The sequence below is a fragment of the Shewanella vaxholmensis genome (assembly GCF_031932135.1).
Taxonomy (GTDB): domain Bacteria; phylum Pseudomonadota; class Gammaproteobacteria; order Enterobacterales; family Shewanellaceae; genus Shewanella; species Shewanella hafniensis.
The window spans coordinates 76,031-99,303 of the sequence record NZ_JAUOEV010000013.1 but is presented as its reverse complement, the minus strand read 5'-3'; the positions used below and the strand labels follow the sequence as shown (position 1 = coordinate 99,303).

General features: G+C 47.2%; 21 protein-coding genes. 13 read left to right on the top strand and 8 right to left on the bottom strand.

The window, feature by feature from the left end; all coding sequences use genetic code 11:
• The first annotated feature begins 1 nt into the window (after position 1).
• From trpCF to xthA, 13 genes are all read left to right on the top strand, one after another.
• On the top strand, positions 2-1,480 hold the full coding sequence (gene trpCF / locus Q4Q46_RS12760; RefSeq protein WP_311906120.1) for a bifunctional indole-3-glycerol-phosphate synthase TrpC/phosphoribosylanthranilate isomerase TrpF: 1,479 nt from the start codon (positions 2-4) through the stop codon (positions 1,478-1,480).
• A gap of 107 nt (positions 1,481-1,587) precedes the next feature.
• Positions 1,588-2,778, top strand: a complete 1,191-nt coding sequence (trpB, locus tag Q4Q46_RS12755; RefSeq protein ID WP_311906119.1) for a tryptophan synthase subunit beta — start codon at positions 1,588-1,590, stop codon at positions 2,776-2,778.
• A 5-nt stretch (positions 2,779-2,783) separates the two neighbouring features.
• Positions 2,784-3,605, top strand: a complete 822-nt coding sequence (gene trpA, locus Q4Q46_RS12750) for a tryptophan synthase subunit alpha (protein ID WP_226059971.1) — start codon at positions 2,784-2,786, stop codon at positions 3,603-3,605.
• 383 nt (positions 3,606-3,988) lie between these two features.
• Positions 3,989-4,399, top strand: a complete 411-nt coding sequence (locus Q4Q46_RS12745) for a glycerate kinase (RefSeq protein ID WP_311906118.1) — start codon at positions 3,989-3,991, stop codon at positions 4,397-4,399.
• A 236-nt stretch (positions 4,400-4,635) separates the two neighbouring features.
• Positions 4,636-4,920, top strand: coding sequence for a DUF2798 domain-containing protein (locus tag Q4Q46_RS12740; protein ID WP_006082193.1), 285 nt, complete (start codon positions 4,636-4,638; stop codon positions 4,918-4,920).
• A 798-nt stretch (positions 4,921-5,718) separates the two neighbouring features.
• Positions 5,719-7,224 carry a lysine N(6)-hydroxylase/L-ornithine N(5)-oxygenase family protein gene (locus Q4Q46_RS12735; RefSeq protein ID WP_311906117.1) on the top strand — a complete coding sequence of 502 codons (1,506 nt, stop codon included), beginning with the start codon at positions 5,719-5,721 and terminating at the stop codon, positions 7,222-7,224.
• Positions 7,224-7,934, top strand: a complete 711-nt coding sequence (locus Q4Q46_RS12730) for a GNAT family N-acetyltransferase (RefSeq protein WP_311906116.1) — start codon at positions 7,224-7,226, stop codon at positions 7,932-7,934. The genes Q4Q46_RS12735 and Q4Q46_RS12730 overlap by 1 nt, the downstream gene beginning before the upstream one ends.
• 9 nt (positions 7,935-7,943) lie before the next feature.
• Positions 7,944-9,872, top strand: a complete 1,929-nt coding sequence (locus Q4Q46_RS12725) for an IucA/IucC family protein (RefSeq protein ID WP_311906115.1) — start codon at positions 7,944-7,946, stop codon at positions 9,870-9,872.
• 78 nt (positions 9,873-9,950) lie between these two features.
• On the top strand, positions 9,951-12,176 hold the full coding sequence (locus tag Q4Q46_RS12720; protein ID WP_311906114.1) for a TonB-dependent siderophore receptor: 2,226 nt from the start codon (positions 9,951-9,953) through the stop codon (positions 12,174-12,176).
• A 141-nt stretch (positions 12,177-12,317) separates the two neighbouring features.
• On the top strand, positions 12,318-13,472 hold the full coding sequence (locus Q4Q46_RS12715) for an IucA/IucC family C-terminal-domain containing protein (protein WP_311906113.1): 1,155 nt from the start codon (positions 12,318-12,320) through the stop codon (positions 13,470-13,472).
• A gap of 120 nt (positions 13,473-13,592) precedes the next feature.
• The gene (locus tag Q4Q46_RS12710) at positions 13,593-14,138 is read left to right on the top strand and encodes a septation protein A (protein ID WP_311906112.1); all 546 of its coding nucleotides are present in this window, start codon (positions 13,593-13,595) and stop codon (positions 14,136-14,138) included.
• A complete protein-coding gene (locus Q4Q46_RS12705; protein ID WP_311906111.1) occupies positions 14,138-14,437 on the top strand; it encodes a YciI family protein in 300 nt (99 codons plus the stop codon). The genes Q4Q46_RS12710 and Q4Q46_RS12705 overlap by 1 nt, the downstream gene beginning before the upstream one ends.
• Positions 14,437-15,249 (top strand): exodeoxyribonuclease III, encoded by an 813-nt coding sequence (xthA, locus tag Q4Q46_RS12700; RefSeq protein ID WP_311906110.1) that lies wholly within the window; start codon positions 14,437-14,439, stop codon positions 15,247-15,249. The genes Q4Q46_RS12705 and xthA overlap by 1 nt, the downstream gene beginning before the upstream one ends.
• A gap of 501 nt (positions 15,250-15,750) precedes the next feature.
• Here xthA and Q4Q46_RS12695 read toward each other — a convergent pair.
• From Q4Q46_RS12695 to Q4Q46_RS12660, 8 genes are all read right to left on the bottom strand, one after another.
• On the bottom strand, positions 15,751-16,164 hold the full coding sequence (locus Q4Q46_RS12695) for a hypothetical protein (protein WP_311906109.1): 414 nt from the start codon (positions 16,162-16,164) through the stop codon (positions 15,751-15,753).
• 71 nt (positions 16,165-16,235) lie between these two features.
• The gene (locus tag Q4Q46_RS12690; protein ID WP_311906108.1) at positions 16,236-16,727 is read right to left on the bottom strand and encodes a GNAT family N-acetyltransferase; all 492 of its coding nucleotides are present in this window, start codon (positions 16,725-16,727) and stop codon (positions 16,236-16,238) included.
• Positions 16,728-17,212: 485 nt separating this feature from the next.
• A complete protein-coding gene (gene recR, locus Q4Q46_RS12685; RefSeq protein ID WP_006082081.1) occupies positions 17,213-17,812 on the bottom strand; it encodes a recombination mediator RecR in 600 nt (199 codons plus the stop codon).
• Between the two features lie 12 nt (positions 17,813-17,824).
• The gene (locus tag Q4Q46_RS12680; protein ID WP_028759630.1) at positions 17,825-18,154 is read right to left on the bottom strand and encodes a YbaB/EbfC family nucleoid-associated protein; all 330 of its coding nucleotides are present in this window, start codon (positions 18,152-18,154) and stop codon (positions 17,825-17,827) included.
• A gap of 230 nt (positions 18,155-18,384) precedes the next feature.
• Positions 18,385-21,750 carry a DNA polymerase III subunit gamma/tau gene (gene dnaX / locus Q4Q46_RS12675; protein WP_311906107.1) on the bottom strand — a complete coding sequence of 1,122 codons (3,366 nt, stop codon included), beginning with the start codon at positions 21,748-21,750 and terminating at the stop codon, positions 18,385-18,387.
• Between the two features lie 37 nt (positions 21,751-21,787).
• Positions 21,788-22,339 (bottom strand): adenine phosphoribosyltransferase, encoded by a 552-nt coding sequence (apt, locus tag Q4Q46_RS12670; protein ID WP_105252212.1) that lies wholly within the window; start codon positions 22,337-22,339, stop codon positions 21,788-21,790.
• Between the two features lie 268 nt (positions 22,340-22,607).
• Positions 22,608-22,976 (bottom strand): YbaN family protein, encoded by a 369-nt coding sequence (locus Q4Q46_RS12665; RefSeq protein ID WP_028759627.1) that lies wholly within the window; start codon positions 22,974-22,976, stop codon positions 22,608-22,610.
• 81 nt (positions 22,977-23,057) lie between these two features.
• Positions 23,058-23,180: a hypothetical protein gene (locus Q4Q46_RS12660; protein WP_006082086.1), complete on the bottom strand. Its 123-nt coding sequence runs from the start codon at positions 23,178-23,180 to the stop codon at positions 23,058-23,060.
• Positions 23,181-23,273 lie beyond the last annotated feature (93 nt).

Here is a 23,273-nt window from a genome sequence, read left to right as displayed (position 1 = left end):
AATGACTCAAGAACTGATAACACCTAGCAAAGACGTGATAACTCAGCCACAGGCACAAACCAATCCTATGCCAAAAAGTAATGTGTTAACCCGTATAGTCGATACCAAATCGGCCCATATTGCCGCCCTGAAACTGCGTTTCCCTGAGGCCAGTCTGTCGCCAAAAATCTCTGACCGCAGTTTGTTTGCCGCACTCAAGGCGCCTAAGGCGGGTTACATTTTAGAATGTAAAAAAGCCAGCCCCTCGAAAGGGCTTATTCGCGATGTGTTTGATGTAGAAGCCATTGCCGATATTTACGGCAAATATGCGGCGGGCATTTCGGTATTAACCGACGAGCAGTTTTTCCAAGGGGATATGGACTATATCCCTAAGGTGCGCGCTCGGGTGAACCAACCGATTCTGTGCAAAGATTTTTTTGTGGACGAATACCAAATCAAACTCGCCGCCCACCAAGGCGCCGATGCGATTCTGTTAATGTTGTCCGTGCTCGATGATGCGCAATATCAAGGTTTAGCGAAAGAAGCGGCTAAGTATCAACTCGATGTGCTGACCGAAGTCAGTAACGAAGAGGAACTTAAGCGCGCCATCGCATTAGATGCGCCGATTATTGGCATTAATAACCGTAACTTAAGGGATTTGAGTACCGATCTCGCCACTACTGAAGCACTTGCGCCACACATTGGCAGCGACCGCGTGGTGGTAAGCGAATCAGGCATCTACACCAATGAGCAAGTACGCCGCCTGAGTCCACTGGTTGATGGCTTTCTCGTTGGCAGCTCGATAATGGCCGAAGCTGATATAGACCTCGCCTGCCGTAAATTGATCTTCGGTCACAATAAAGTCTGCGGCCTCACCCGCATGGAAGATATTGGCGCCGCGGCAACCGCAGGCGCTGTCTATGGTGGGCTGATTTTTGCTGAAAAATCCCCGCGCGCGTTAACCCTTGATGCCGCAGAACAACTGCTCAAAGAATATCGCGCCTCCGCTGCCCCCGCCATTGAATTTGTCGGCGTGTTTGTTAATGCCGCGCTAGAAACCATTTGTGATGTCGCCGCCCGTTTGCAGTTATCTGCGGTGCAGCTGCACGGCACGGAAACTGAACTTGAAATCGCACAACTCGCAGAGCGACTTCAGCAAGCGGGACTCACCACCCAAATTTGGAAAGCCGTCAGCGTCAATGCGCAAACGGGTGAGCTTGGCAACATACCTCAAGGAGCATCGCGATATCTCTTTGATAGTAAAACGGCAGGTCAATTTGGCGGCTCGGGCCAAGCCTTTAATTGGCAAAATATTGATGTGAAGTCCTTAGGCCAGCAAAAGGCCCATGCCATGTTGGCGGGCGGACTCAATCCAGGCAATGCGGCTAGTGCCAATGCCCAAGGATTTTACGGATTAGATTTTAATTCCGGCCTAGAAACCGCCGCAGGGATTAAATCGGCGCAACTGATCCAAACGGCTTTTGCTAATTTACGCTTCTAAATGGCGAGATAAAACATTCATATCTGTGGCTCAGCTAAAGCAATGCATTTAAACATGCTTGAGCGTAAAGCCACAGATAAACAGATTGATAAGATAAGGAACACGGTATGACCAAGCTAAAGCTTAACCCTTATTTCGGCGAATACGGCGGCATGTATGTGCCACAGATTTTAGTGCCAGCCCTTAAGCAATTAGAAACTGCCTTTGTGGAAGCGCAGGAAGATGACGACTTTAAAGCCGAATTTACCGATTTACTGAAAAACTACGCGGGTCGCCCTACAGCACTGACCTTAACCCGCAATTTAAGCCCCAATCCTATGGTAAAAATCTACCTCAAACGAGAAGATTTACTCCACGGCGGCGCACATAAAACTAACCAAGTGTTAGGCCAAGCTCTGCTGGCTAAACGCATGGGCAAAAAGGAAATCATTGCTGAAACTGGCGCAGGACAACACGGCGTTGCCACCGCCCTTGCCTGCGCGCTATTAGGCTTAAAATGTAAAGTCTATATGGGTGCTAAAGACGTTGCGCGCCAATCACCGAACGTATTTAGAATGCGTTTGATGGGCGCGGAAGTCATTCCTGTCACCTCAGGTTCTGCCACCTTAAAAGATGCCTGTAACGAAGCGATGCGCGACTGGTCTGGCAGCTACGAAAAAGCCCACTATTTACTCGGCACAGCCGCGGGGCCACATCCATTCCCAACAATCGTGCGTGAGTTCCAACGCATTATTGGCGAAGAAACCAAGAAGCAAATGCTGGAACGCGAAGGTCGCCTACCCGATGCGGTTATCGCCTGTGTGGGCGGCGGTTCCAACGCCATCGGCATGTTTGCTGACTTTATCGACGAGCCAAGTGTCGAACTGATTGGCGTCGAACCTGCGGGTAAAGGCATCGACACGCCAATGCACGGCGCGCCGCTTAAACACGGTAAGACAGGTATTTTCTTCGGTATGAAAGCGCCTTTGATGCAAGATAGCGAAGGCCAAATCGAAGAATCCTATTCAATTTCAGCTGGATTAGACTTCCCATCCGTTGGCCCGCAGCACGCGCATCTTAATGCCACAGGCCGCGCCCGTTATGAATCCGCCACCGACGATGAAGCGTTAGAAGCCTTCCAACAACTGGCTCGCTGTGAAGGGATTATCCCCGCATTGGAATCGGCACATGCTATCGCCTATGCTGTGAAAATGGCGCGCGAGTGCACCAAAGAAACCATTTTAGTGGTCAATCTTTCCGGTCGTGGCGACAAAGATATTTTCACCGTTTCTGACATTTTGAATGGTAAAGAGGAATAATAAACATGAGTGACACGTCTACCAACACTGGCCGTTACCAAGCCACCTTTGCCAAACTCAAAGCCGAAGGTCGTGGCGCTTTTGTCCCATTCGTCACCCTTGGCGATCCTAGCCCTGAGTTATCGCTGAAAATTATCGATACCTTAGTGCAAAACGGTGCCGATGCCTTAGAACTGGGCTTTCCGTTTTCCGATCCCTTGGCCGATGGCCCTGTGATCCAAGGTGCTAACCTGCGTTCTTTAGCGGCGGGCACGACTCCAACGGCGTGTTTTGAATTACTGGCGCAAGTGCGTGCTAAATATCCTGAACTGCCAATCGGTTTGCTGCTGTATGCGAACTTGGTGTTTGCTAATGGCATAGATGCGTTTTACGCCAAAGCGCAGCAAGCGGGTGTGGATTCAGTGCTTATTGCCGACGTACCCGTGGAAGAATCGGCGCCCTTTAGCGAAGCCGCTAAAGCCCATGGTATCGCACCCATTTTTATCGCGCCGCCCAATGCCGACAGTGAAACCCTTGCACTGGTTAGCGCCAGCGGCGAAGGTTACACCTATCTCTTATCCCGCGCAGGGGTGACAGGCACAGACACTAAAGCTGGCGTTCCGGTGGAAGAAATTCTATCCAAATTGAAAACTTTTAATGCGCCGCCACCGCTACTCGGCTTTGGCATTGCCGAACCCGCTCAAGTAACCGCCGCCATCAAAGCAGGCGCTGCAGGGGCAATTTCTGGCTCTGCCGTTGTGAAGATCATCGAAACCCACCAGCACGATGAAGCTAAGCTACTGGCGACACTTGGCGATTTTACTCGCGCCATGAAAGCGGCGACCTAAGTTAATCAAGATTTCAATCTCTGAGATAAATTACTGATTGAAATTGATAAACTAAGTCACTGATTTAAATTGATAGCCTAAATCGCTAGCCTGAATCGCTAGTGCTTAAGACGCGAAGAAAGAGAAAAATAAACAGAATAAGTGGGGCACATTCGCAGCCTCACTTATTTTGCTTTAGATTGACCGACTCCTATGTTTACCCTGCCTTGCTCACCTCATTGTTAGTGTTCTCTTACGGCTCTTATCTTTCTCAACAATCACGCCTCAAACACCACCCCTACCGTGACAAGAAATCAAACTGATAGCTTAGCGGTTATTTAGTCGCAGTTATTTAGTCACAGTTCCTCGGTAGCATGTCTGTATCGAAATGAAATGGACTTTATATGCAGTATCGGATCTATATACTCGAGCTAACTCCATGTGGCAATGGTGTTGAAGGTGAAGTCGCAGGCAAATGCGACAATGGCGCGCCGATTTGGTTTTATTACCAAGGCAGCGATCAACAGGCAAAAATGCGCTTTCCGGTTAACCAATGGGTGACGGTTGAATTACTCGGCCGACTAGCAAGTGTTCAAGTTGACATCATTGAGCAAGCTCCACGCCTACCAATTCAATTGAACTTTGAAACTTCAGGACAAATCGTCGACATCAGCCAAACACCCGAAGATACGATTTACCTGTCGCAATCAAACCTTGCACTCCCCTTTGATACTGAACTGGGCAAATCCCCTATTTCGCTCGGTCACTGGGTCAATGTAACGGGCGAGCTTTGGGTAACAAATGGAATGAATTAAGTGCTGATCCCTGCGCTAACTGTGAACGTACAGATAGGCGAGCTTGGGCTTTAATGATTGCGCTTTATCGGTGCAATACCTAGAATGTCGCCGCGCGGGCTAAACTTCATCAATCGCTTAAATACCTTGCTTCCGCTATTGAACCCGATGGGGAAAGCAAATGAAGTCGATAGTGGGATTGACAGTGTTAGCCTGTGACAAATCATTCGCCTGATGAATTTCCAATAGAGGATCCGATGACTATTTCTAAATCTTTGCCCGATGACAAACCTCGTACTTTTTTGGGCACGCCTAAATTACCAGCCAAGTATGCCACGGTTGTAATGCCATTTTTTCTTTCTATTCTAATGAGTTGTATCGTTTCTGGGATCAGTACTTTCAATGGCGTTGGCGCTTCACCGCAGTTTATCGAACTCTGGCTCGGTGCTTGGCTGATCTCATGGGTGGTTGCCTTCCCGACACTGCTGATGGTGTTGCCATTAGTGCGTAAAATTACCGGACACTTTGTCGATTTACGCTAGCTTTACGATTTAGCCTTTCGAACTCGCATTCTGAGTTAACAGCCACATTTCAAAGCCGTCTTAGGACGGCTTTAGCTTAAGTTCATGCCCTTAATAAACGCGCACTGCCGCTCTCAATGCCGAGATAACCGCCCTATTTACAGCTCCAGCCAATAGCAGCTTTAAGCGAATATATCTGGGGGCAATGCCTCTGAACTCATTCAGCAGAGCCAATCCATTTAAACTTAACCCACGCCCGACTCATTTTAACCAATGCCTTGAACGAAGCTCCAGCCTGCGCTTTACAATGGATTTACACTGACTGTTTAGCGGCACCTATCCCCATTGGACTCAGCCGACATTGCCGCAATCTAAATCAATTCCCCTCGATTAATAAACCAACACAAATATCGATATAACCACTTGTATTTATAGATATAAAAGTCAAATTACTCGTAATCAACTCGATTATACACCCCTTAAGTTTAGCCTTTTTGCCAGCCAATTAACTTGCCGTCACATACGTTATTAACCGTACTTAGCCCGCTTATCCGTAAGTTAAAAGTATTAACCCTCACCACCACCCAAATGAGAATGGTTTGCATTTGAATATTTTCACGTGCTAATTTACTCGCCGTTGTCGGGACAGAGGCAGCAGGAAAAATGGCCTAAGGACTGCGCTAAACATAGCGAATTAACCACAGCAAGATAGATAGCCAAACAGGCTATTTTGACTGCCGCATTAACTTGGTTTGCGTCCTTAGGTAACTGATTACTGGATCGGCAACACGCAACAGCATGCTGCCAAAGGAGGCGTAAGTGACTACTCAACAAAGGGAAATGGATCGCGAAATCTTTGATCTACTCGGCATAGGCATTGGCCCATTCAATCTTGGCCTCGCCGCCTTATCAGAACCTATCGACGGCTTTAACTGCTTATTTTTAGATGCTAAAACCAGCTTTGACTGGCATCCAGGCATGCTACTCAAATCCTCGAGACTGCAAACCCCCTTTATGTCAGATCTAGTGACTATGGCCGATCCCACCAGCCGTTACAGTTACCTTAATTTTGCCAAAAAGACGGGTAGACTTTATCCCTTTTACATTCGTGAGAATTTCTTTTTACCTCGCCACGAATACAACTTGTACTGCCAATGGGTAAGCCAACAACTCAGCAATCTAAAATTTGGTTTTAAGGTCACTCAAGTGGATTACAACGCCGGTGAAGGTATTTATCGAGTCACAGGTTTTGATAGACGCAGTGGCAAAACCCATACCTATCAATGCCGAAAGCTAGTGTTAGGCACAGGAACAGAGCCTTATCTGCCAAAGGATTGCCCCATTCAAGATGCGCGGGTCATGCATACAGCCAGCTATATGCAGCAAAAAACCTACCTGCAGAGTCAGAGTGCCATCACTGTAATTGGCAGTGGTCAAAGTGCGGCGGAAGTGTTTTACGATCTACTGCAAGACATTGATACCTATGGCTATCAACTCAATTGGATGACACGGTCAGCACGTTTCTATCCCTTGGAATACACTAAGCTGACGTTGGAGATGACCTCGCCAGATTATGTCGATTACTTCCACGAATTAGCACCGGAAAAACGCTGTGCTTTGATTGCCAGTCAAAAATCGCTCTACAAGGGCATTAATGCAGAGCTTATCAACGACATCTATGACTTGTTATATCAAAAGCGCTTGATTGCGGATTTCCAGTGCCAATTGATGACCAATGTGGCGTTAACCCGTATTCAAACTGACCCAGATGCACTCAAATTACATTTCCAGCATCAAGAGCAAGATACCCCTTTGAGCCAAACCACGGGCGCAGTGGTGTTAGGCACTGGCTATCACTACCGTTTACCTGAATTTATCAAAGAGATAAAGCAACAGATCGAGTTCGATGATGCGGGACAACTTAGCGTGCAACGCGACTACAGCATAGATATTCGCGGTGATATTTTTGTCCAAAATGTCGGTTTACATACCCATGGAATAAGCTCACCGGATCTTGGCATGGGCTGTTATCGCAACGGCATCATCTTAAAGGCCGTGCTCGGCTATGCGCCCTACCACATTGAAGAACACATCGCCTTTCAAACCTTCGATCCGGCCAAACTTGCCAATCATCAGCCCTGCGGCGCCAATGCGATTAACATACTGAATCTTAACCCTAAAAACTTCCCTAAGACGTCGCCGCACAACAATACCGCTGATGCATCGCCGCATCTCTACCCAACCCAAACGCCGACTTCGAGTATGAGCGCAGGCGCGGGAACCAAGATGTCGGTCTTGATGGCGCCAAACAAGGAGGCGCAATAATGGCGAGTCAATTTAGCAGCCATTGTTTAACGCAGCTATCAGCTATTACAAGCATCAATGGTTTCCAGTTCAGAGCGTTAGATCTCAAGCAAGACTTGCCAACACTGCAGTCTTGGTTTAACCAAGAGTACGCGCAGTTTTGGGGCATGCAGGGCTTGAATCTCGCCGCCATAGAGAACCTTATGGCAACCACGCAGCACAAGTTTACCTTGATGGGTGAGTGGCAGGGCAAAGCGCTCTTTATGGTGGAACTTTACGATCCCGCCCACGATGAAATCGGTCACCACTATCCTGTTGCGCCGGGGGATTGCGGTATGCATCTGATTATCGCGCCGCCCGATGGCAGCCCAATCAACGGCTTATCCTTCAAAGTGATGGATGCGATAGCGCAGCTCGTGCTTGAAAAATTGGCCTTTAACCGCCTAGTGGTTGAACCCGATCAACTCAATAGCAAAATTCATCACTTAAATAGCCGAGTGGGCATTCGCTATGAAAAAGCGATTCAATTAAGCACTAAAGCAGCTTACCTCGGATTTTGCACTGCGGCCGAACGCCAGCTGGCATCGAGCACACCCTCTTCGATGGGCTTCGCTCAGCCAAACCCAGCGCTGCCAACCTTAGCAAAACAAGACTTAGCAAGCCCAAGCCTAACAAAGCCAAGCTCGCTCGCGGCGCCCGTAACCTCTCCCATGACATTATCGACTCTTTAGGTGAACTAGATGAACTTACCCACAAAAGCCTTACTAATGGATCCATTGACAACGCAGGATCATCAAACTCACGCAGCGGCGACTCAACTCTCCCCTTCGCTGTCGACAACATCAACTTCTATGCCGGAGCATTTGACTCCCGCCTATTGGCAAGCGGCTAATCGTCATTTAGTGAAGAAAATCCTCTGCGAATTCACCCACGAGAAGCTCATTACGCCGACCCTATACGGGCAAAAAGCGGGGCTCAATCACTATGAACTGCGGCTCAAAGATAGCACTTATTATTTTAGTGCACGACATTATCAGCTAGATCATCTTGCGATTGATGCCGATACCATCCGCGTTTCACTTGCAGGACAAGAGCAAATCCTCGATGCGATGTCGCTGATCATTTCCCTTAAAAATGACTTAGGGATCAGCGAAACCTTACTACCAACTTATTTAGAAGAAATCACCAGCACCCTTTACAGCAAGGCATACAAGTTAGCGCATCAGGCGATTCCCGCAGCCACACTGGCGCGAGCCGATTATCAAAGCATAGAAGCGGGTATGACAGAAGGTCATCCGGTGTTTATTGCCAATAACGGTCGGATTGGTTTTGATATGCAGGATTACCGTCAATTTGCCCCAGAAAGTGCGATGCCGATGCAGTTAATCTGGCTAGGCGTGCGCAAGAGTAAGACCACATTTGCCGCCCTCGAAAACTTGAGTCACGACTCATTACTTAAGGAGGAGCTTGGCCAGCAGTTCACTGACTTCCAACAACGTCTTAAAACCCAGCAGCATGATCCGCAGGACTTCTACTTTATGCCTGTGCATCCTTGGCAATGGCGTGAAAAAATCGCCCGCGTCTTTGCCGGCGACATCGCCCGCGGCGATCTGGTTTACCTTGGCGAAGGCAGCGAACAGTACCAAGTACAGCAATCGATACGCACTTTCTTCAATCTTTCATCGCCACAAAAGTGCTATGTCAAAACCGCGCTTTCCATCTTAAACATGGGCTTTATGCGTGGTCTATCGCCTCTTTACATGAGCTGCACACCGCAAATTAATGCGTGGGTTGCAAACTTGGTTGAAAACGATCCTTACTTTGCCCAACAAGGCTTTGTGATCCTTAAGGAAATTGCCGCCATAGGTTACCACCACCATTATTACGAGCAGGCGCTTACCCAAGATAGCGCGTACAAAAAAATGCTCTCTGCCCTGTGGCGCGAAAGCCCACTGCCGCACATTGAGCCTAAGCAAAACCTGATAACCATGGCTGCCCTGCTGCACACGGATCATGAAGATAAAGCGCTGATTTCGGCCTTGATAACGGCCTCAGGCTTGCCAGCCAAAGACTGGTTGAGCCGTTACCTCAACTTGTATCTATCGCCCTTACTGCACGCGTTTTTTGCCTACGATCTGGTCTTTATGCCCCATGGTGAAAACCTGATCTTAGTGCTGGATGAATATGTGCCAGTCAAGATTTTGATGAAAGACATAGGCGAAGAAGTCGCGGTACTCAATGGCACCTCGCCGCTGCCTGATGATGTAAAACGCCTTGCGGTAAGCCTTGAAGAAGAGATGAAGCTTAACTACATCTTACTGGATATTTTTGACTGTATTTTCCGCTATTTAGCACCGCTGCTCGATGAGCAAACCAGCGTCAGTGAAAGCCAATTCTGGGAATTAGTGGCGGACAATGTACGTGATTACCAAGCTCAGCATCCGCATTTGGCCGCCAAGTTTGCCCAATACGATCTGTTTAAGGACAGCTTTGTACGCACCTGCCTTAATCGTATCCAATTGAATAACAACCAACAAATGATAGATCTCGCCGACAGGGAGAAAAACCTGCGTTTCGCCGGTGGCATCGACAATCCCTTGGCGGCCTTTAGACAAAGCCATGCCTTTAAGCGTCCCAAACTTGGCAGCGCTGAGCCGAAAACACGTTAACACGCAGCTCAGACCTGAAACTTTACGAAACGTTTGTGTGGGCTACTAACTGGCCCACTTTATTTAAACCCAACCTAAATGGAATTAAAGATCACCATTATGAAGACTTTTCCTCTCTCCAGCATCGCACTCGTCTGTCGGCAAGCCCTCGTTAACCCGAAGCTATTGCTGTGCTCAGCCATGTTAGCCACGGTTCCCCATGCCACAGCTGACACTGTCGATGCGGATAGTAAGACTAAAAAGCACCAGAAAGAAATTGAAGTCATCAATGTCATTGGCGCTAAGGACTTACACGACAATCGCTATAAGACACAAGCGATGAACACGGCAACTGGGCTCGATTTATCCTATCTAGAAACGCCGCAGTCGGTCACGTCTATCACCCGCCAAATGATGAATGATCAACAGCTTAATAGCGTGATTGATGCCATGACCAGCGTTGCGGGGATCAATGCCCGCCCAATGGATAACGACAGATACAGTATTAGTGCCCGCGGCATTGCCGTGACCAGCATTTTGTACGATGGCGTACCCACCACCTACGATACCCGCTTCAACTATGGGGATAATCTGATCGACACCGCCATCTACGAGCGAGTTGAAGTGGTACGCGGCGCGACGGGACTCATGACGGGAGCCGGTAATCCCTCGGCGGCGATTAATCTTATCCGTAAACGCCCGACCCAAGAGTTTATGGGCAGCACCTCGTTAAGTGTGGGCTCATGGAATAATGTGCGCGGTATGGTCGATGTTTCGAGCGGCTTAAATGATTCGGGTTCTGTGCGCGGTCGCGTAGTAGCCGCCTATCAGGATAAGGATTCGTTCCAAGACAGATACGAGCAACAGCGCACCACGTTATACGGCATAGTCGAAACCGATATTGGCGATAGCACCTTGTTCACCCTTGGTGTCGATTATCAAGATGCCACACCGAGCGGCACTATGTCGGGCGGTTTACCACTTTTTTACAGTGATGGCAGCCGCACTAACTATGATCGCGCCACTTCAACAGCGCCCGATTGGGGCTCGGCGCATACCCAAGGCCTCAACACCTTTGCCAGTCTAGAGCACAGATTTGATAATGGCTGGAACCTAAAAGGGACTTACACTTATGGCGACAACTCGTTGGAGTTCGATGTGCTATGGGCCACAGGCTATCCCGATCCTGTAACCAATATCGGCGCAACTGCAGGCTCTATCGCCTATGTCGACGGCAGTCGCACCCAACACAATGTGGATTTGCGCGCCGAAGGACAATTCCAACTCTTTGGTCAGGAACATCAATTGATGTTTGGCTGGAATGGCCAACGCCAAGAGTTCGCCAATCCCTACTATAATCCCACAGTAAAGGCGCCACCACTGGGAGATTTTCGCGATCCGAACTTCCAGTACCCTAAACCTCAATGGCAAGATACCTCAGACATTGGCTCATCTGGCGAAACCAAGCAGAGTGCCGCCTATGTGGCGACGCAGCTCAATCTCAGCGACGCTTTAGCTGTCCTCGTCGGATTACGCCTCAATGAGTGGGAAACCGACCAAGATAACTTTAAAAGCCTATACAATTTCAACATCAACAACGAACTCACTACTTACTTCGGCCTCACATACGCTCTGACCGAGCAATATTCGATTTATGCCAGCTATACCGACATTTTTGCGCCGCAAACTAAACAAAGAATCGATAAAAGCTATCTAGATCCGGTCAAAGGGAAAAACTACGAAGGTGGGATTAAGGCGAGCCTGTTCGATGAGGCTTTAGATATGTCGCTGTCGGTGTTTGAGATCAGGCAAGACAATCTTGGAATCAGCACTGGCGATGTGATCCCTGGTACCACAACACAAGTGTATGAAGGCGTAAACGGTACAAAAACTCAGGGATTCGAATTTGAATCTACGGGTAAAATCACTGATGACTGGAATCTTTACTTAGGTTACACCCAGTTCACTAGCGAAGATCCTGAAGGCAAACGTATCAGTACCACTTCACCACGCCAGCAATTAAAACTCTTCACCACTTATACCTTTGGCGGTGATTGGCATAAATTGCAAATAGGTGCGGGGGTTAACTGGCAGAGCCGCGTCTACCAAACAGTTAATTCGCCACTTGGCAAAGTCGAAGTAGAGCAAGGCTCTTACGCACTAGCGAGCCTAATGGCGAGTTACGCCTTCACAGAGCAACTTAAGCTCAGCGCCAACCTGCACAACGCCTTAGATAAAACCTATTACAGCCAAGTCGGTCAATACAGCCAGTTCCAATACGGTACACCACGCAGTGCCAGCTTAACCTTGGACTATCGCTTCTAAGTCAGACTTTTATTGAGATAGTTCGAAAACCCTTGTGAGCCTAAATCTTGGGCTCACAAGGTCCTCATCTATTGGACTTATCAATAATAGCGGGGCTTATCAATCACAGCGACAATCAAGCACAGCCATTAAGGAGTCATTATGGCAAGCCAACGGGGAGACACTAGGCTGCAACTATTACGCGAGATCTCGCCAAGCCACGACGCTTTGAATCACACCATATTGACACTCAATCAGCTGTTACATGAACGGGCGCCCTTCTATGGCGAGCACCTTAGCGCAACGACCTCACCCACGGGACTCAGCTTCGATGAATGGAGCTGCGCCGATACCTATCAAACACTGCTAGCGCGTTTTGCTATAGCGCACCCTAGCGCCGAAACTCAGAGTGAAATTGAAGCTGTAACTGAAGCTGTAACTGAAGCTAAAACCGAGACGGATAAAACAGCTGCAACCAGCCGAACGCCTGCTTTCGCCAGTAAAAGCGCTTTGGTCAGTAAAAACGCTTCGGCCAGTAGAAAAGACACTCGTAAAGCGCTGCATTCACTTTGGGGCCAATGGTATTTCGGCCTCTTAGTCCCGCCTATGATGGAATGGATTTTCAATGCCCCACAAACTGACTTAGAATCCATCCACTGGCAGCCACAGTCCATTTTTATGCAGCTACACCCCAGTGGCCGAGTGGCCAAATTTGAATGTAACATCGCAAAACACCAGCCAAATACCGCTTTGACCTTTAAAAAATACCACGGCATCGAGCCACTTTGCCAAACCAACACTAAGTCAAGTTTCAAGACAGACATTGAGGTACACTCGCCATTAACCTCATATAAGCCGCCAGTTGATAAAGAACTTGCCCTACAAGGCCTTATCTTAAACTTACTGCAACCGAGTGTTGAGCGCCTGCTCACTTTAAGCCCCGTGCCCGTTAAATTATATTGGAGTCATTTAGGCTATCTAATCCACTGGTATCTTGGGGAGCTGGGACTCACTGAGCAGCACAACCAGCAATTGAAACAAGCCCTGTTTCGCCGCACGACCTTTTTAGATGGCAGCACCAATCCGCTGTATAACAGCATTAACTTACTTATCGAACCTGTGCAAAGCAGTGCAGATTCGAGCAAAGACTCAAGCGTAAAAACGAGCGCAACATTGAGCTCAAAAACGAGCCCAAAAATCCACTGCATTCGCCGGACTTGCTGCTTGAGGTATCAACTCGCCAACACAGGCCAATGCAACGATTGCCCGCTGTTAAGTCGTGCAAAGGTTAACGTCAACACCGCCAAGCAAACGTGAAGCGAGCTTATAAGATTAAATCGGTTTAATGGGCAAGATCGCAATCCTAGGCCCATGATGCTTTTGCCCTTATGTTGCACATGCTACACTCAAGCCTATGTCTCTTTAACACGATGAATTATGAAACAACTGCTTGATTTCCTGCCCCTCGTCATCTTTTTTGCCGTCTATAAATTTTTCGATATTTATATCGCCAGCGGCGCATTGATCGCAGCCACCGCGCTTCAATTGATTGTGACCTATGCGCTATATAAGAAACTTGAAAAGATGCACTTAATCACCTTTGCTATGGTGACAGTGTTTGGCACACTCACTTTAGTGTTCCACGATGATGCTTTTATCAAGTGGAAAGTGACCATCATCTACAGCTTGTTTGCCATCGCCTTAGGTGTCAGCCAATTGCTCAATAAATCGATATTAAAGTCGATGTTAGGCAAAGAAATGCAAGTAGAAGACAAGATTTGGGCCCGCGTAACTTGGTATTGGGTCGTCTTCTTCGCCAGCTGCGGCCTAGTCAATATCTATGTCGCCTTTAGTTTGCCATTAGAAACTTGGGTCAATTTTAAAGTATTTGGTTTAACCGCTCTAACCTTAATTAATACTGTCCTGACCGTATTTTATCTTTATAAACACCTTCCCGAAGATCAACGCAAGGAACTCAAATAATGTGGTATATGATTTCAGCTCAAGATTCTGAGAACAGTTTAGAAAAACGTTTAGCCGCTCGCCCTGCCCATTTAGCTCGCCTGCAAGCCCTCGCAGATGAAGGTCGTTTACTGATCGCTGGCCCACATCCAGCCATTGATAGCGAAAACCCAGGTGATGCTGGCTTTAGTGGTTCACTGGTTGTCGCCGATTTTGAATCCTTAGTCGCAGCAAAACACTGGGCCGATGCCGATCCTTATATCGAAGCAGGCGTGTATCAAAGCGTGGTCGTTAAACCTTTCAAACGAGTCCTGCCCTAATGAAAATAGTGTCCTTTAACATCAATGGTCTGCGCGCGCGCTTGCATCAATTACAAGCCTTAATCGACAGCCACCAGCCCGACATTATCGGCCTGCAAGAAACCAAAGTACACGACGAAGCGTTTCCATTAGCCGACGTCGAAGCCATGGGATATCAAGTGCATTACCACGGCGGCAAGGCCCACTATGGCGTTGCCATGTTGTCTAAAGTCGCGCCAGAAAAGCTGCAAAAAGGTTTTCCAACCGATGACGAAGATGCCCAGCGCCGGATGATTATCGGCACCTTTGCCCAAGCGAATGGTCGTCCGTTAACCGTATTCAACGGCTATTTCCCCCAGGGCGAAAGCATAGACCACCCCACAAAATATCCTGCTAAACGTAAGTTTTATCAGGATTTAATGCACAACTTGCAGACAAACCACAGCAACGATGAAGATATCGCCATCATAGGTGACATCAATATTTCACCGACCGATTTAGACATAGGCATCGGCGAAGTCAATCGTAAGCGTTGGCTGAAAACCGGTAAATGTAGCTTCCAACCGGAAGAACGTGAGTGGCTAAAAACCTTGCAAGACTGGGGTTTAGTCGACACTTTCCGTCAATTACACCCAGAGCGCATCGAACGTTATTCTTGGTTCGATTACCGCAGCAAAGGGTTCGATGACAACCGCGGCCTACGTATCGATGTGATTTTAGCAACGCCTTCACTGGCAGCACGTTTAGTCGAATCCGATGTCGATTACGATCTGCGCGGCATAGATAAACCATCAGACCACGCGCCCATTTGGAGCACGTTCAAAGAGGCTTAATCCGCTAGAATTAACTATCTTTTAGACATAAAAAACATCGGCTTAAGCTTAATACCGATTAGTTTAGATAAATTGCTTGACTATCTCGCTGAAATCTAAAAATCCGATGACCTATGTCATCGGATTTTTATGTAAGTATTTGAAATATTAGCCCGCACCCGAATCACTCGTTTCTTCCCATTCACCAGCATAACTGGCGTCTTGATAACTCAATAACGTATTAGTTTTCTTATATAGACAGCTGGCTTACTTTGGGGCTGGCAAAGAAGCTATAACGCTTTCCTGCAACACTTGAACTCCTCCAAAGAATGCGGATATTGCAAAGCCAGTAAGCAAAGCAAACCTGTAAAAAAAGCCAGCAATCAAGGTGGTAAAACACTCATCCCAATTTATGCACTGACTCTCTGGTGTGTTGGAGTTGTTCTTGTTCAACAGTTTGGATCAAGTGGAGGGCCATTTATTCATATTTCACTCTCCGAGTGATAAGGTTTACTTCTGATATCAATGCGTTTTTTGGATCTCAAATTTCGCCATAAAAGTGTCGGATAATACAACTCCTGCCATAGCACCAAAGGAAACGGTGAAAATCATGATGAAAGGTAGAGGTTTTAAATAAGCGGAAGTGAGCATGCCTTGACCAAACCAGTGCAGTAATAAACCAAGGAACATGACACCAAAAGCGAGCTTATTCGCGGCAAAAAACATCGGAATTTCAAACGCCCATAGCTCCTTGTTTCCCTTAAATTGAGCGAAACCGAAATAGAGATAAAGCAGTAATGCGACCATAGCGATAGCACCAACACTGAGTGTATAGCTTAACTGGGATGTCCCTGCCAATACTTGATAACCTATACGAATGGCATAAATTCCAACACCCAACCAAAGTATCAGCAGCGGCAATAAAATGAGTCCCATTTTTATCCTTAAAAGTTGAGATAGACATACACTTTGCACCTAAAGCGGGCTTTGAAAATAGGCGCTTAATGCTACTTTATCCGCGCCATATAGTACACACTGACAAATTCACCATTTCTAAAGGCAAAATCCTTCGACTCACCTTCAATCACAAAACCAAACTTTTTATACAGACCAATGGCGGCATGATTGTCGGTATAAACCGTTAATTCAATTCGTTTTATATTCATCCACTTATCGGTAAGCTCAAGCATAGCGTTAATCAAAGCGCTACCAACACCGCGGCCTTGATAGCTATCTTTTACCCCCATTCCAAAGGAGGCTACATGCCTGCGACGGGGTTGCTCGTACACCTCAAAACCCAACTCGCCGACAACTTCACCTTCAATCTCTGCGACATAGCGATGAATATTATTCGATGTTGCAGCAAGGCGTGACTCCCATTTATCGGTCGATGGCCAAGGAAGTTGCAAGGTGCCTGCATAGGCATTCGGGCAGGCATATACGTCTTGAATGGCTGCGGCGTCACGCTTCTCTGCATGCCTAATCGTAATCTTTTCCAATAAATCCCTCCTTGATTTTCTTTCTCATAAAATACCTGTCCGGTCCCACGTACATAGAGCCAAGTACACGGAGCAAAGTTCACGGAGCTAAGCCTATCGAATTAACTAAAGCACATGCGCGAACATAATAGAAAATCGCAACTCTGCCCGCTTCTTATCTAACCGACTTTACGGATGAAGCTCGCATAAGACAAGTATGAAATTTAAAAAACTATTGATAAACCTAGTTTTTATATGGATAGATATCAATTGAGATGAACATTTAAAACCACGGTGCTATCTCCATTGCCCTACCACACCGCCTCGACAATCCTGCCTCGACATCTAGATTGAAACACTAAGCAAATAAAAAACCCGCTCAAGATAAGTTCTTGGCGGGTTTATGGGATATCGCGACACTTAAGTCGAGCCGAACAGTTCAGCATTAAAATTAAGCTAGTATAATCAATCACATTACACTAACTAAACTGAGTCACTGTGTTCTGTCAAAGCGGTAAACGACCATTAAATGACAAGGCTAACGTCGTGCTATCCACGTATTCAAGCTCTCCACCAACGGGTACGCCGTGGGCGATGCGACTGATCATCACCTTATGGCGTCTGGCCATATCAGCAATAAAATGCGCTGTGGCCTCGCCTTCTACCGTCGGATTGGTCGCTAAAATCAACTCGGCAACATCACCCGAAGCCAAGTGGCGCTCGAGTAACGCTAAACCTAGCTCTTCTGGCCCAACACCATCGAGTGGCGATAAATGACCTAAAAGCACAAAGTAGCGACCAGTGAAATGTCCACCCGCCTCAATGGCTAACACATCGGCCGGCGTTTCCACCACACAAATGGTGGAAGACGTGCCGCGTTTATGGCTAGCACAAATCGGACAGAGGGTTTCTTCAGTGTAGGTTCGGCAAGACTGACAATGACCGACGTCACTCATCGCACTGGACAGCGCACTGGCTAATTTAAGCCCTGCTTTTCTGTCACGCTCGAGTAACTGAAACGCCATACGTTGCGCCGATTTAGGCCCAACCCCAGGTAAACAACGCAGGGACTGAATTAACTCATCTAACAGTGGACTAAATTTCATCGGCTATCTCAATTAAAATGGCATCTTCATGCCTGGAGGTAATTGCATACCACCAGTGACTTCGGCCATTTTAGTTTTTTGATTTTCTTCAATTCGACGGGCTGCATCATTACAAGCTGCAGCAATCAAATCTTCCAGCATTTCTTTGTCGTCTTCCATCAGGCTTGGGTCGATTTCGACTTTACGTACTGTGTGCGCGCCTGTCATGGTGACTTTCACCAAACCTGCACCCGATTCACCCACCATTTCCATACGGGCGATTTCTTCCTGCATTTTGGCCATTTTTTCTTGCATCATCTGGGCCTGTTTCATCAGATTGCCCATACCGCCTTTTCCAAACATAGTTTTTTCTCTTCTATTAGGGTTAGTCGCAAGCATTAACGCGGCTAATCTTACTTAAATAAATGGGATTGGCAATCAATGCCGTTATCTTGTTAATAAACTTATGATCTCGATGCCGAGTTTCTCAGCAGCATTACTATAAATAGGCACTTTAAACTCAAATTTAAACCACGGCGTAACAAATTAACGACCAAACTTTGCCCCTAGGACTCGTCGATAATCGATAGTGGTTAACTCGCGGCCTCAGTTAGCTCAGGTAAAGCTTGTATTTGCTGACTGCGTAAATTCAACAACTCAGGTGGGTACACTAAACTGTCGGCATCGAGTTCGGCGCCCATACGTTGGATCAACCATTGCACATTATCATCATGGATCAATGATTGATGCGCCTGTTGCAGCAACTCTTGGTGGAAACGTTTACGTAACTCTAAAGGCGTTTCCCGCTGCGCATCGATTCCTATGACCACTTGTACCCGTCTTGGGTTCCCGAGCGCAGCACTTAAGGCTTGCTCAAGCTGAACTATGGCGACATCGGCCGCAAGATGTTTCTGATTTGGCTTAAGCAGCAGCGGCAAAGGATCGCTCTGGGTTTGGCAAACGGAATTAACCGCCAGTTGCCGCACTCGCCCGCCGACCTCTAAGCTCGCCATCAACTTGTACCAATGCAAATCTAATGGATGACCACTGATCGGAAGTGTACTAAGCGCGACTTCCCTCTCCTGCGTGCGCTCAACAGCGCTAGCCGTCTGAGTCAGTGCAGTCGTTCTAGCCGGCGTTAACGCGGTAGCTTGCACTTTATCTTGATGTCTTGCTTGAGTTTGAAGCGCTTGTGACTTCGAACCTGAACCCTGCTCAGCACTCTGAGAGTCATTGCCATCAGGCACGTTATTGGTAGTATTGCTAGTCTCTAAAGATCCTTGGCCACTGCTGGCAAAGTCATCATTTATATCAGAGCCTTGAGCCATCACAGCATCAGCGATATTAGTATTGCCGCTATCAACCTGAGTCGTTTCGATAAGCTCAGCTGTTGACGCTACTTCTGGCGCAGTCTCCCAAGGAGGACGGTCATATGCTGCCGGTTTGACTGGATCAGCTGGGACAGAACTAGTGGCTCTTGCAACCGAAGGCACTGATTGATGCTGAGCAATTGGCTCAAGATCTAAGTCAAAATCATCATCGAAATCTATTGTTAAATCGGGGTCTAAATCAGCGGCGGGATCGGCAGAGAATGACGTACGCCCCTGACTTGCATCACTTTTACTGGCAGGTTTTGATAAACTGATCCCATTGGCTTTACTGTTTGGTGTCTTTAATTTTGAGTCCAGTGACGACTTTTTTTCATCACCGTCCTTAACACTTAAGGCATCAAGATCCGATAACAGTGAATCCCGCGCCGCCAACACCGCTGAGAGAATATCGTCGTCGGCTAAGGATGCGGAGGCTAGTATTGGAATTGATGTCTGAGGAGACACTTGAGCCATTACTACTGACTGACTATCAACTGAGCCTTGCATTCCAACTGCACTTTGAATACCTGTGCTTTGAATATCAGCAGAATGTTGAACACTATCTGAGTGTTCAACTTCATCAGGTACCGCATGAGCGTCAAAGCTGTGATGAAAGTCGTCATCATTGTAAGAGCCAGAAGAAAATTCAACATAAGCATCTTGATAGGAATCGAGCGGCGCTGACTCTTGGGCATAAGCTTCCATCGCTGGATATGAATGCGCTGCTTCAATTCCATAGAGACTATGTTCATCAAGCCCCTTTTGCTCTAGCGTGTTGTTAGCGGTGAGATTGTTATCCAGTGTGTTCTCAACTGCGCTGTCGTTATCAGCAGGTGTTGAATCAACAAGCGTTTCAGCCATAGCTGGATTAACAATACTCGACTCAGCAGAAGCCCCGATTAATTCAGGAACTTCACTATTCTGAGCATCTAAACTCGCAACCGATGCCTCAATGTCAGCAGCAGCTTCAGTAACTTGAGAAGGCGCTTGAGCGGTTGATACTGTTTGAGTTTGTGGCTCTACCTCAGCATTCACTATGTCAGTGTTTAAGCTGTCAGCGTTAAATCCCTGACTCTGCGCCTGACTTAGAATCACCGCCTGTTCGGCAATTAATGCCGCATCCGCTTCGAGCTCAGCATCAAGCGCCAGCTCCGCGTTATCTGCTAGCTGAATTGTCGCTTCAGCCATATCAACAGCGGCCGCTTGCGCGGTTTCAACTTGCTGGTTACCGCTACTTTGCTCAATTAATACCGTTTTTTTTTCAGCAGGCACTGTTTCAGCTATATGTGGTTCAGCTGTATGTGTTTCAGCAAACTGTTGTTCATTTACATGGGGAGCTTGCGCTGCAGCAGTTGCCGCAACGGGCGTTTGCCCTTCGGGTAAACGGATCTCAGCGACCGCATCAGGCTGCCAACGCTTTACCGGCTTTTCAGGCACAAATGCGACAGCGCGTAACAGCGCCATCTCAAGACCCGATTTAGGATCCGGTGCATGGGGTAAGTCTTTGCGGCCGGTTAATAAAATCTGATAATAAAGCTGCACTTGTTCCGGCTTAAGCTGTTCGGCAAAGGCGCGAATTTGTGCGCTATACAAGGATTGCTGTGCGTAAGCGGGGGCAAATTGGGTCAAGGTAATTTGATGTAACAACTCAAGTAAACTGCGCAGCACTTCTTGGGCATCTGCGCCGTACGCGAGCACTTGGGCACAGGTATGCATTAACACGCCAATATCGGCATCGGTTAAGGCATTAAGCAAGGCAACTACATGCTGCTCATCAATACTGCCAAGCATGGTTTGCACTTGAGTGAGCATCACATTACCGCCACCAAAAGCAATGGCTTGATCTGTCAAACTCAAGGCATCACGCATACTGCCATTGGCAGCTTTAGCCAGCAATTTTAGGGCTTCTGCATCAAAGGGAAACTGCTCTTGGGTCAAGATATGATTGAGCTGAGTGCCAATTTCGCCTTGGGTCAGGCTTTTTAAATTAAATTGCAAACAACGGGATAACACAGTCACTGGCAGTTTCTGCGGATCGGTTGTCGCCAGAAGAAATTTAACGTGCTCGGGGGGTTCTTCTAAGGTTTTTAGCAGTGCGTTAAAACTGCTGCGCGACAGCATATGCACTTCGTCGATGAGATAAACCTTAAAGCGGCCACGGGTTGGACGATACTGCACATTGTCTAACAGCTCACGGGTATCATCGACCTTAGTGCGAGATGCGGCATCGACTTCAATCAAATCGACAAAACGGCCTTGGGCGATTTCCACACAACTGCCGCAAACACCACAGGGAGTCGCTGTCACACCTTGTTCGCAGTTTAAGCCTTTGGCAAAGAGTCGTGCTAAGCTGGTTTTACCAACACCGCGCGTTCCCGTAAACAGGTAAGCATGGTGTAAGCGCTGCTGGCTTAACGCATTGGTCAAGGCATGCAAAACATGGCTTTGGCCAACCATTTGATCAAATGTGGCAGGGCGCCATTTTCTGGCTAACACCTGATATGACATGGAACTCCCCAGAGTATGTGATACAAAAGCGGGAGCATGCGCCCCGAGAACTTTGAAAGATAACATGTCATGATTTGACATGCCATCAAACTATCCCAAGGCGCCTTTAGCTGCAGATTTATTCGCCTTCAAACTCACAAAGTTTAACCAACTCAAGCCCTAATGCGGTTAAACGGGCTTCACCACCTAAATCAGGTAATGAGATCACAAAGGCCGCATGTTTAACTTCACCGCCGAGTTGGCGGATCAGTTTAACGGTCGCTTCGATAGTACCGCCAGTGGCGAGTAAATCGTCAACAACGAGCACTTTGTCATTTGCGCTAATCGCATCAGTATGAATTTCTAGGCTATCGTGACCGTATTCCAGTTCATAGCTTTGGCTGATGGTTGCACGCGGCAATTTGCCGGGTTTACGCACAGGTACAAAACCGATACCCAATTCTAAAGCCAACGGTGCACCAAATAAGAAACCACGGGCTTCAGTGCCCACAATTTTGGTAAAGCCTTGACCACGATAATGTTCAACTAACAAGTCGATGGTCGCTTTATAGGCTGCTGCATTCTCAAGCAAACTGGTGACATCTCGAAATAAAATCCCTTCCTTAGGATAATTAGGAATCGTTTTAATGCTTTGCTTTATCAAGGATAAGGTTTCTGTATTCATAGCCATCATATTTGCTTAATAAGTTACTTAATCAATTCACCAACCTAGCGGTGGCGGTATAAAACAAAACGTCCACACTGGGTGGACGCATTGTCGAAAGTCGGACAAAGCTTATGCCGCTTTAGTTTTAGTTGCAACAATCACAATGCACAAGTGATGGAAAGGTTATCAATTTGTGCCTTAGATCAAACCCTGTTGGCACTCAGTTAAATCGCCTCAACAAGAACACGACTAAACTTTCAGTCACAGCACTTGAGCCCATTCAATCACTCAATCATCCCTCTATTTCAGGTATACCTTTAAGATACCAAAGTAGGATCAACGCCATGACAAACAGCAGACCTTTTACCCAAAGGATAGGGACCACAATAATACTGAGACTAAAACTGAGTGCGCTAACTATCATGGCTTTACGTTTCAATCCCTTACGCATTGCTCGCTGCTCTTGCCACTGGGTTAAAGCGTCGGCAAACCAGGGATGTGTCATCAACCAATGGTGTAAACGTTCACTCGAGCGGGCAAAGCAAAAGGCAGCAAGCAAGATAAAAGGCACGGTCGGCAATATCGGTAGCACGATACCGACTAAACCTAAGACTAAAGCGGTTAAGCCTAACAGTAAAAATAATCCACGCTTTAATACCATAGGTTTAAATGCCCTTTATCGGAAAAACAAAAGCCACTCGAAGAGTGGCCAATAGGCTACGCGCTAGAGATTAACGCTCGCTTAAATTAAACCTAAATGCTTTAACCAAGACAGACTTGCTGGCAGAGTCGGCAACAGTAAAACTAAAATAAAACCAATAAAATACAAAAAATTAAATGGGTCTTTGAACGGCTGACTACTCATTACAGCTCCTCTAGTATGTGCAAGTATAAGTGCGCAGGAATCGTACAGTGATTGAGATCACAAAACGGCCGACATTGTAGCGGTTTGTCAAAT

What these genes read in the sequence shown, in the direction of transcription:
- Q4Q46_RS12705 (WP_311906111.1), top strand. Translation starts at nt 14,138, where the DNA reads ATGTGGTATATGATTTCAGCTCAAGATTCTGAGAACAGTTTAGAAAAA.
- recR (WP_006082081.1), bottom strand. Translation starts at nt 17,812, where the DNA reads ATGAAATTTAGTCCACTGTTAGATGAGTTAATTCAGTCCCTGCGTTGT.
- Q4Q46_RS12740 (WP_006082193.1), top strand. Translation starts at nt 4,636, where the DNA reads ATGACTATTTCTAAATCTTTGCCCGATGACAAACCTCGTACTTTTTTG.
- Q4Q46_RS12665 (WP_028759627.1), bottom strand. Translation starts at nt 22,976, where the DNA reads ATGGTATTAAAGCGTGGATTATTTTTACTGTTAGGCTTAACCGCTTTA.
- Q4Q46_RS12725 (WP_311906115.1), top strand. Translation starts at nt 7,944, where the DNA reads ATGAACTTACCCACAAAAGCCTTACTAATGGATCCATTGACAACGCAG.
- Q4Q46_RS12695 (WP_311906109.1), bottom strand. Translation starts at nt 16,164, where the DNA reads ATGGGACTCATTTTATTGCCGCTGCTGATACTTTGGTTGGGTGTTGGA.
- xthA (WP_311906110.1), top strand. Translation starts at nt 14,437, where the DNA reads ATGAAAATAGTGTCCTTTAACATCAATGGTCTGCGCGCGCGCTTGCAT.
- Q4Q46_RS12720 (WP_311906114.1), top strand. Translation starts at nt 9,951, where the DNA reads ATGGAATTAAAGATCACCATTATGAAGACTTTTCCTCTCTCCAGCATC.
- Q4Q46_RS12680 (WP_028759630.1), bottom strand. Translation starts at nt 18,154, where the DNA reads ATGTTTGGAAAAGGCGGTATGGGCAATCTGATGAAACAGGCCCAGATG.
- Q4Q46_RS12660 (WP_006082086.1), bottom strand. Translation starts at nt 23,180, where the DNA reads ATGAGTAGTCAGCCGTTCAAAGACCCATTTAATTTTTTGTATTTTATT.
- trpA (WP_226059971.1), top strand. Translation starts at nt 2,784, where the DNA reads ATGAGTGACACGTCTACCAACACTGGCCGTTACCAAGCCACCTTTGCC.
- Q4Q46_RS12745 (WP_311906118.1), top strand. Translation starts at nt 3,989, where the DNA reads ATGCAGTATCGGATCTATATACTCGAGCTAACTCCATGTGGCAATGGT.
- trpCF (WP_311906120.1), top strand. Translation starts at nt 2, where the DNA reads ATGACTCAAGAACTGATAACACCTAGCAAAGACGTGATAACTCAGCCA.
- dnaX (WP_311906107.1), bottom strand. Translation starts at nt 21,750, where the DNA reads ATGTCAAATCATGACATGTTATCTTTCAAAGTTCTCGGGGCGCATGCT.
- Q4Q46_RS12710 (WP_311906112.1), top strand. Translation starts at nt 13,593, where the DNA reads ATGAAACAACTGCTTGATTTCCTGCCCCTCGTCATCTTTTTTGCCGTC.
- trpB (WP_311906119.1), top strand. Translation starts at nt 1,588, where the DNA reads ATGACCAAGCTAAAGCTTAACCCTTATTTCGGCGAATACGGCGGCATG.
- apt (WP_105252212.1), bottom strand. Translation starts at nt 22,339, where the DNA reads ATGGCTATGAATACAGAAACCTTATCCTTGATAAAGCAAAGCATTAAA.
- Q4Q46_RS12715 (WP_311906113.1), top strand. Translation starts at nt 12,318, where the DNA reads ATGGCAAGCCAACGGGGAGACACTAGGCTGCAACTATTACGCGAGATC.
- Q4Q46_RS12730 (WP_311906116.1), top strand. Translation starts at nt 7,224, where the DNA reads ATGGCGAGTCAATTTAGCAGCCATTGTTTAACGCAGCTATCAGCTATT.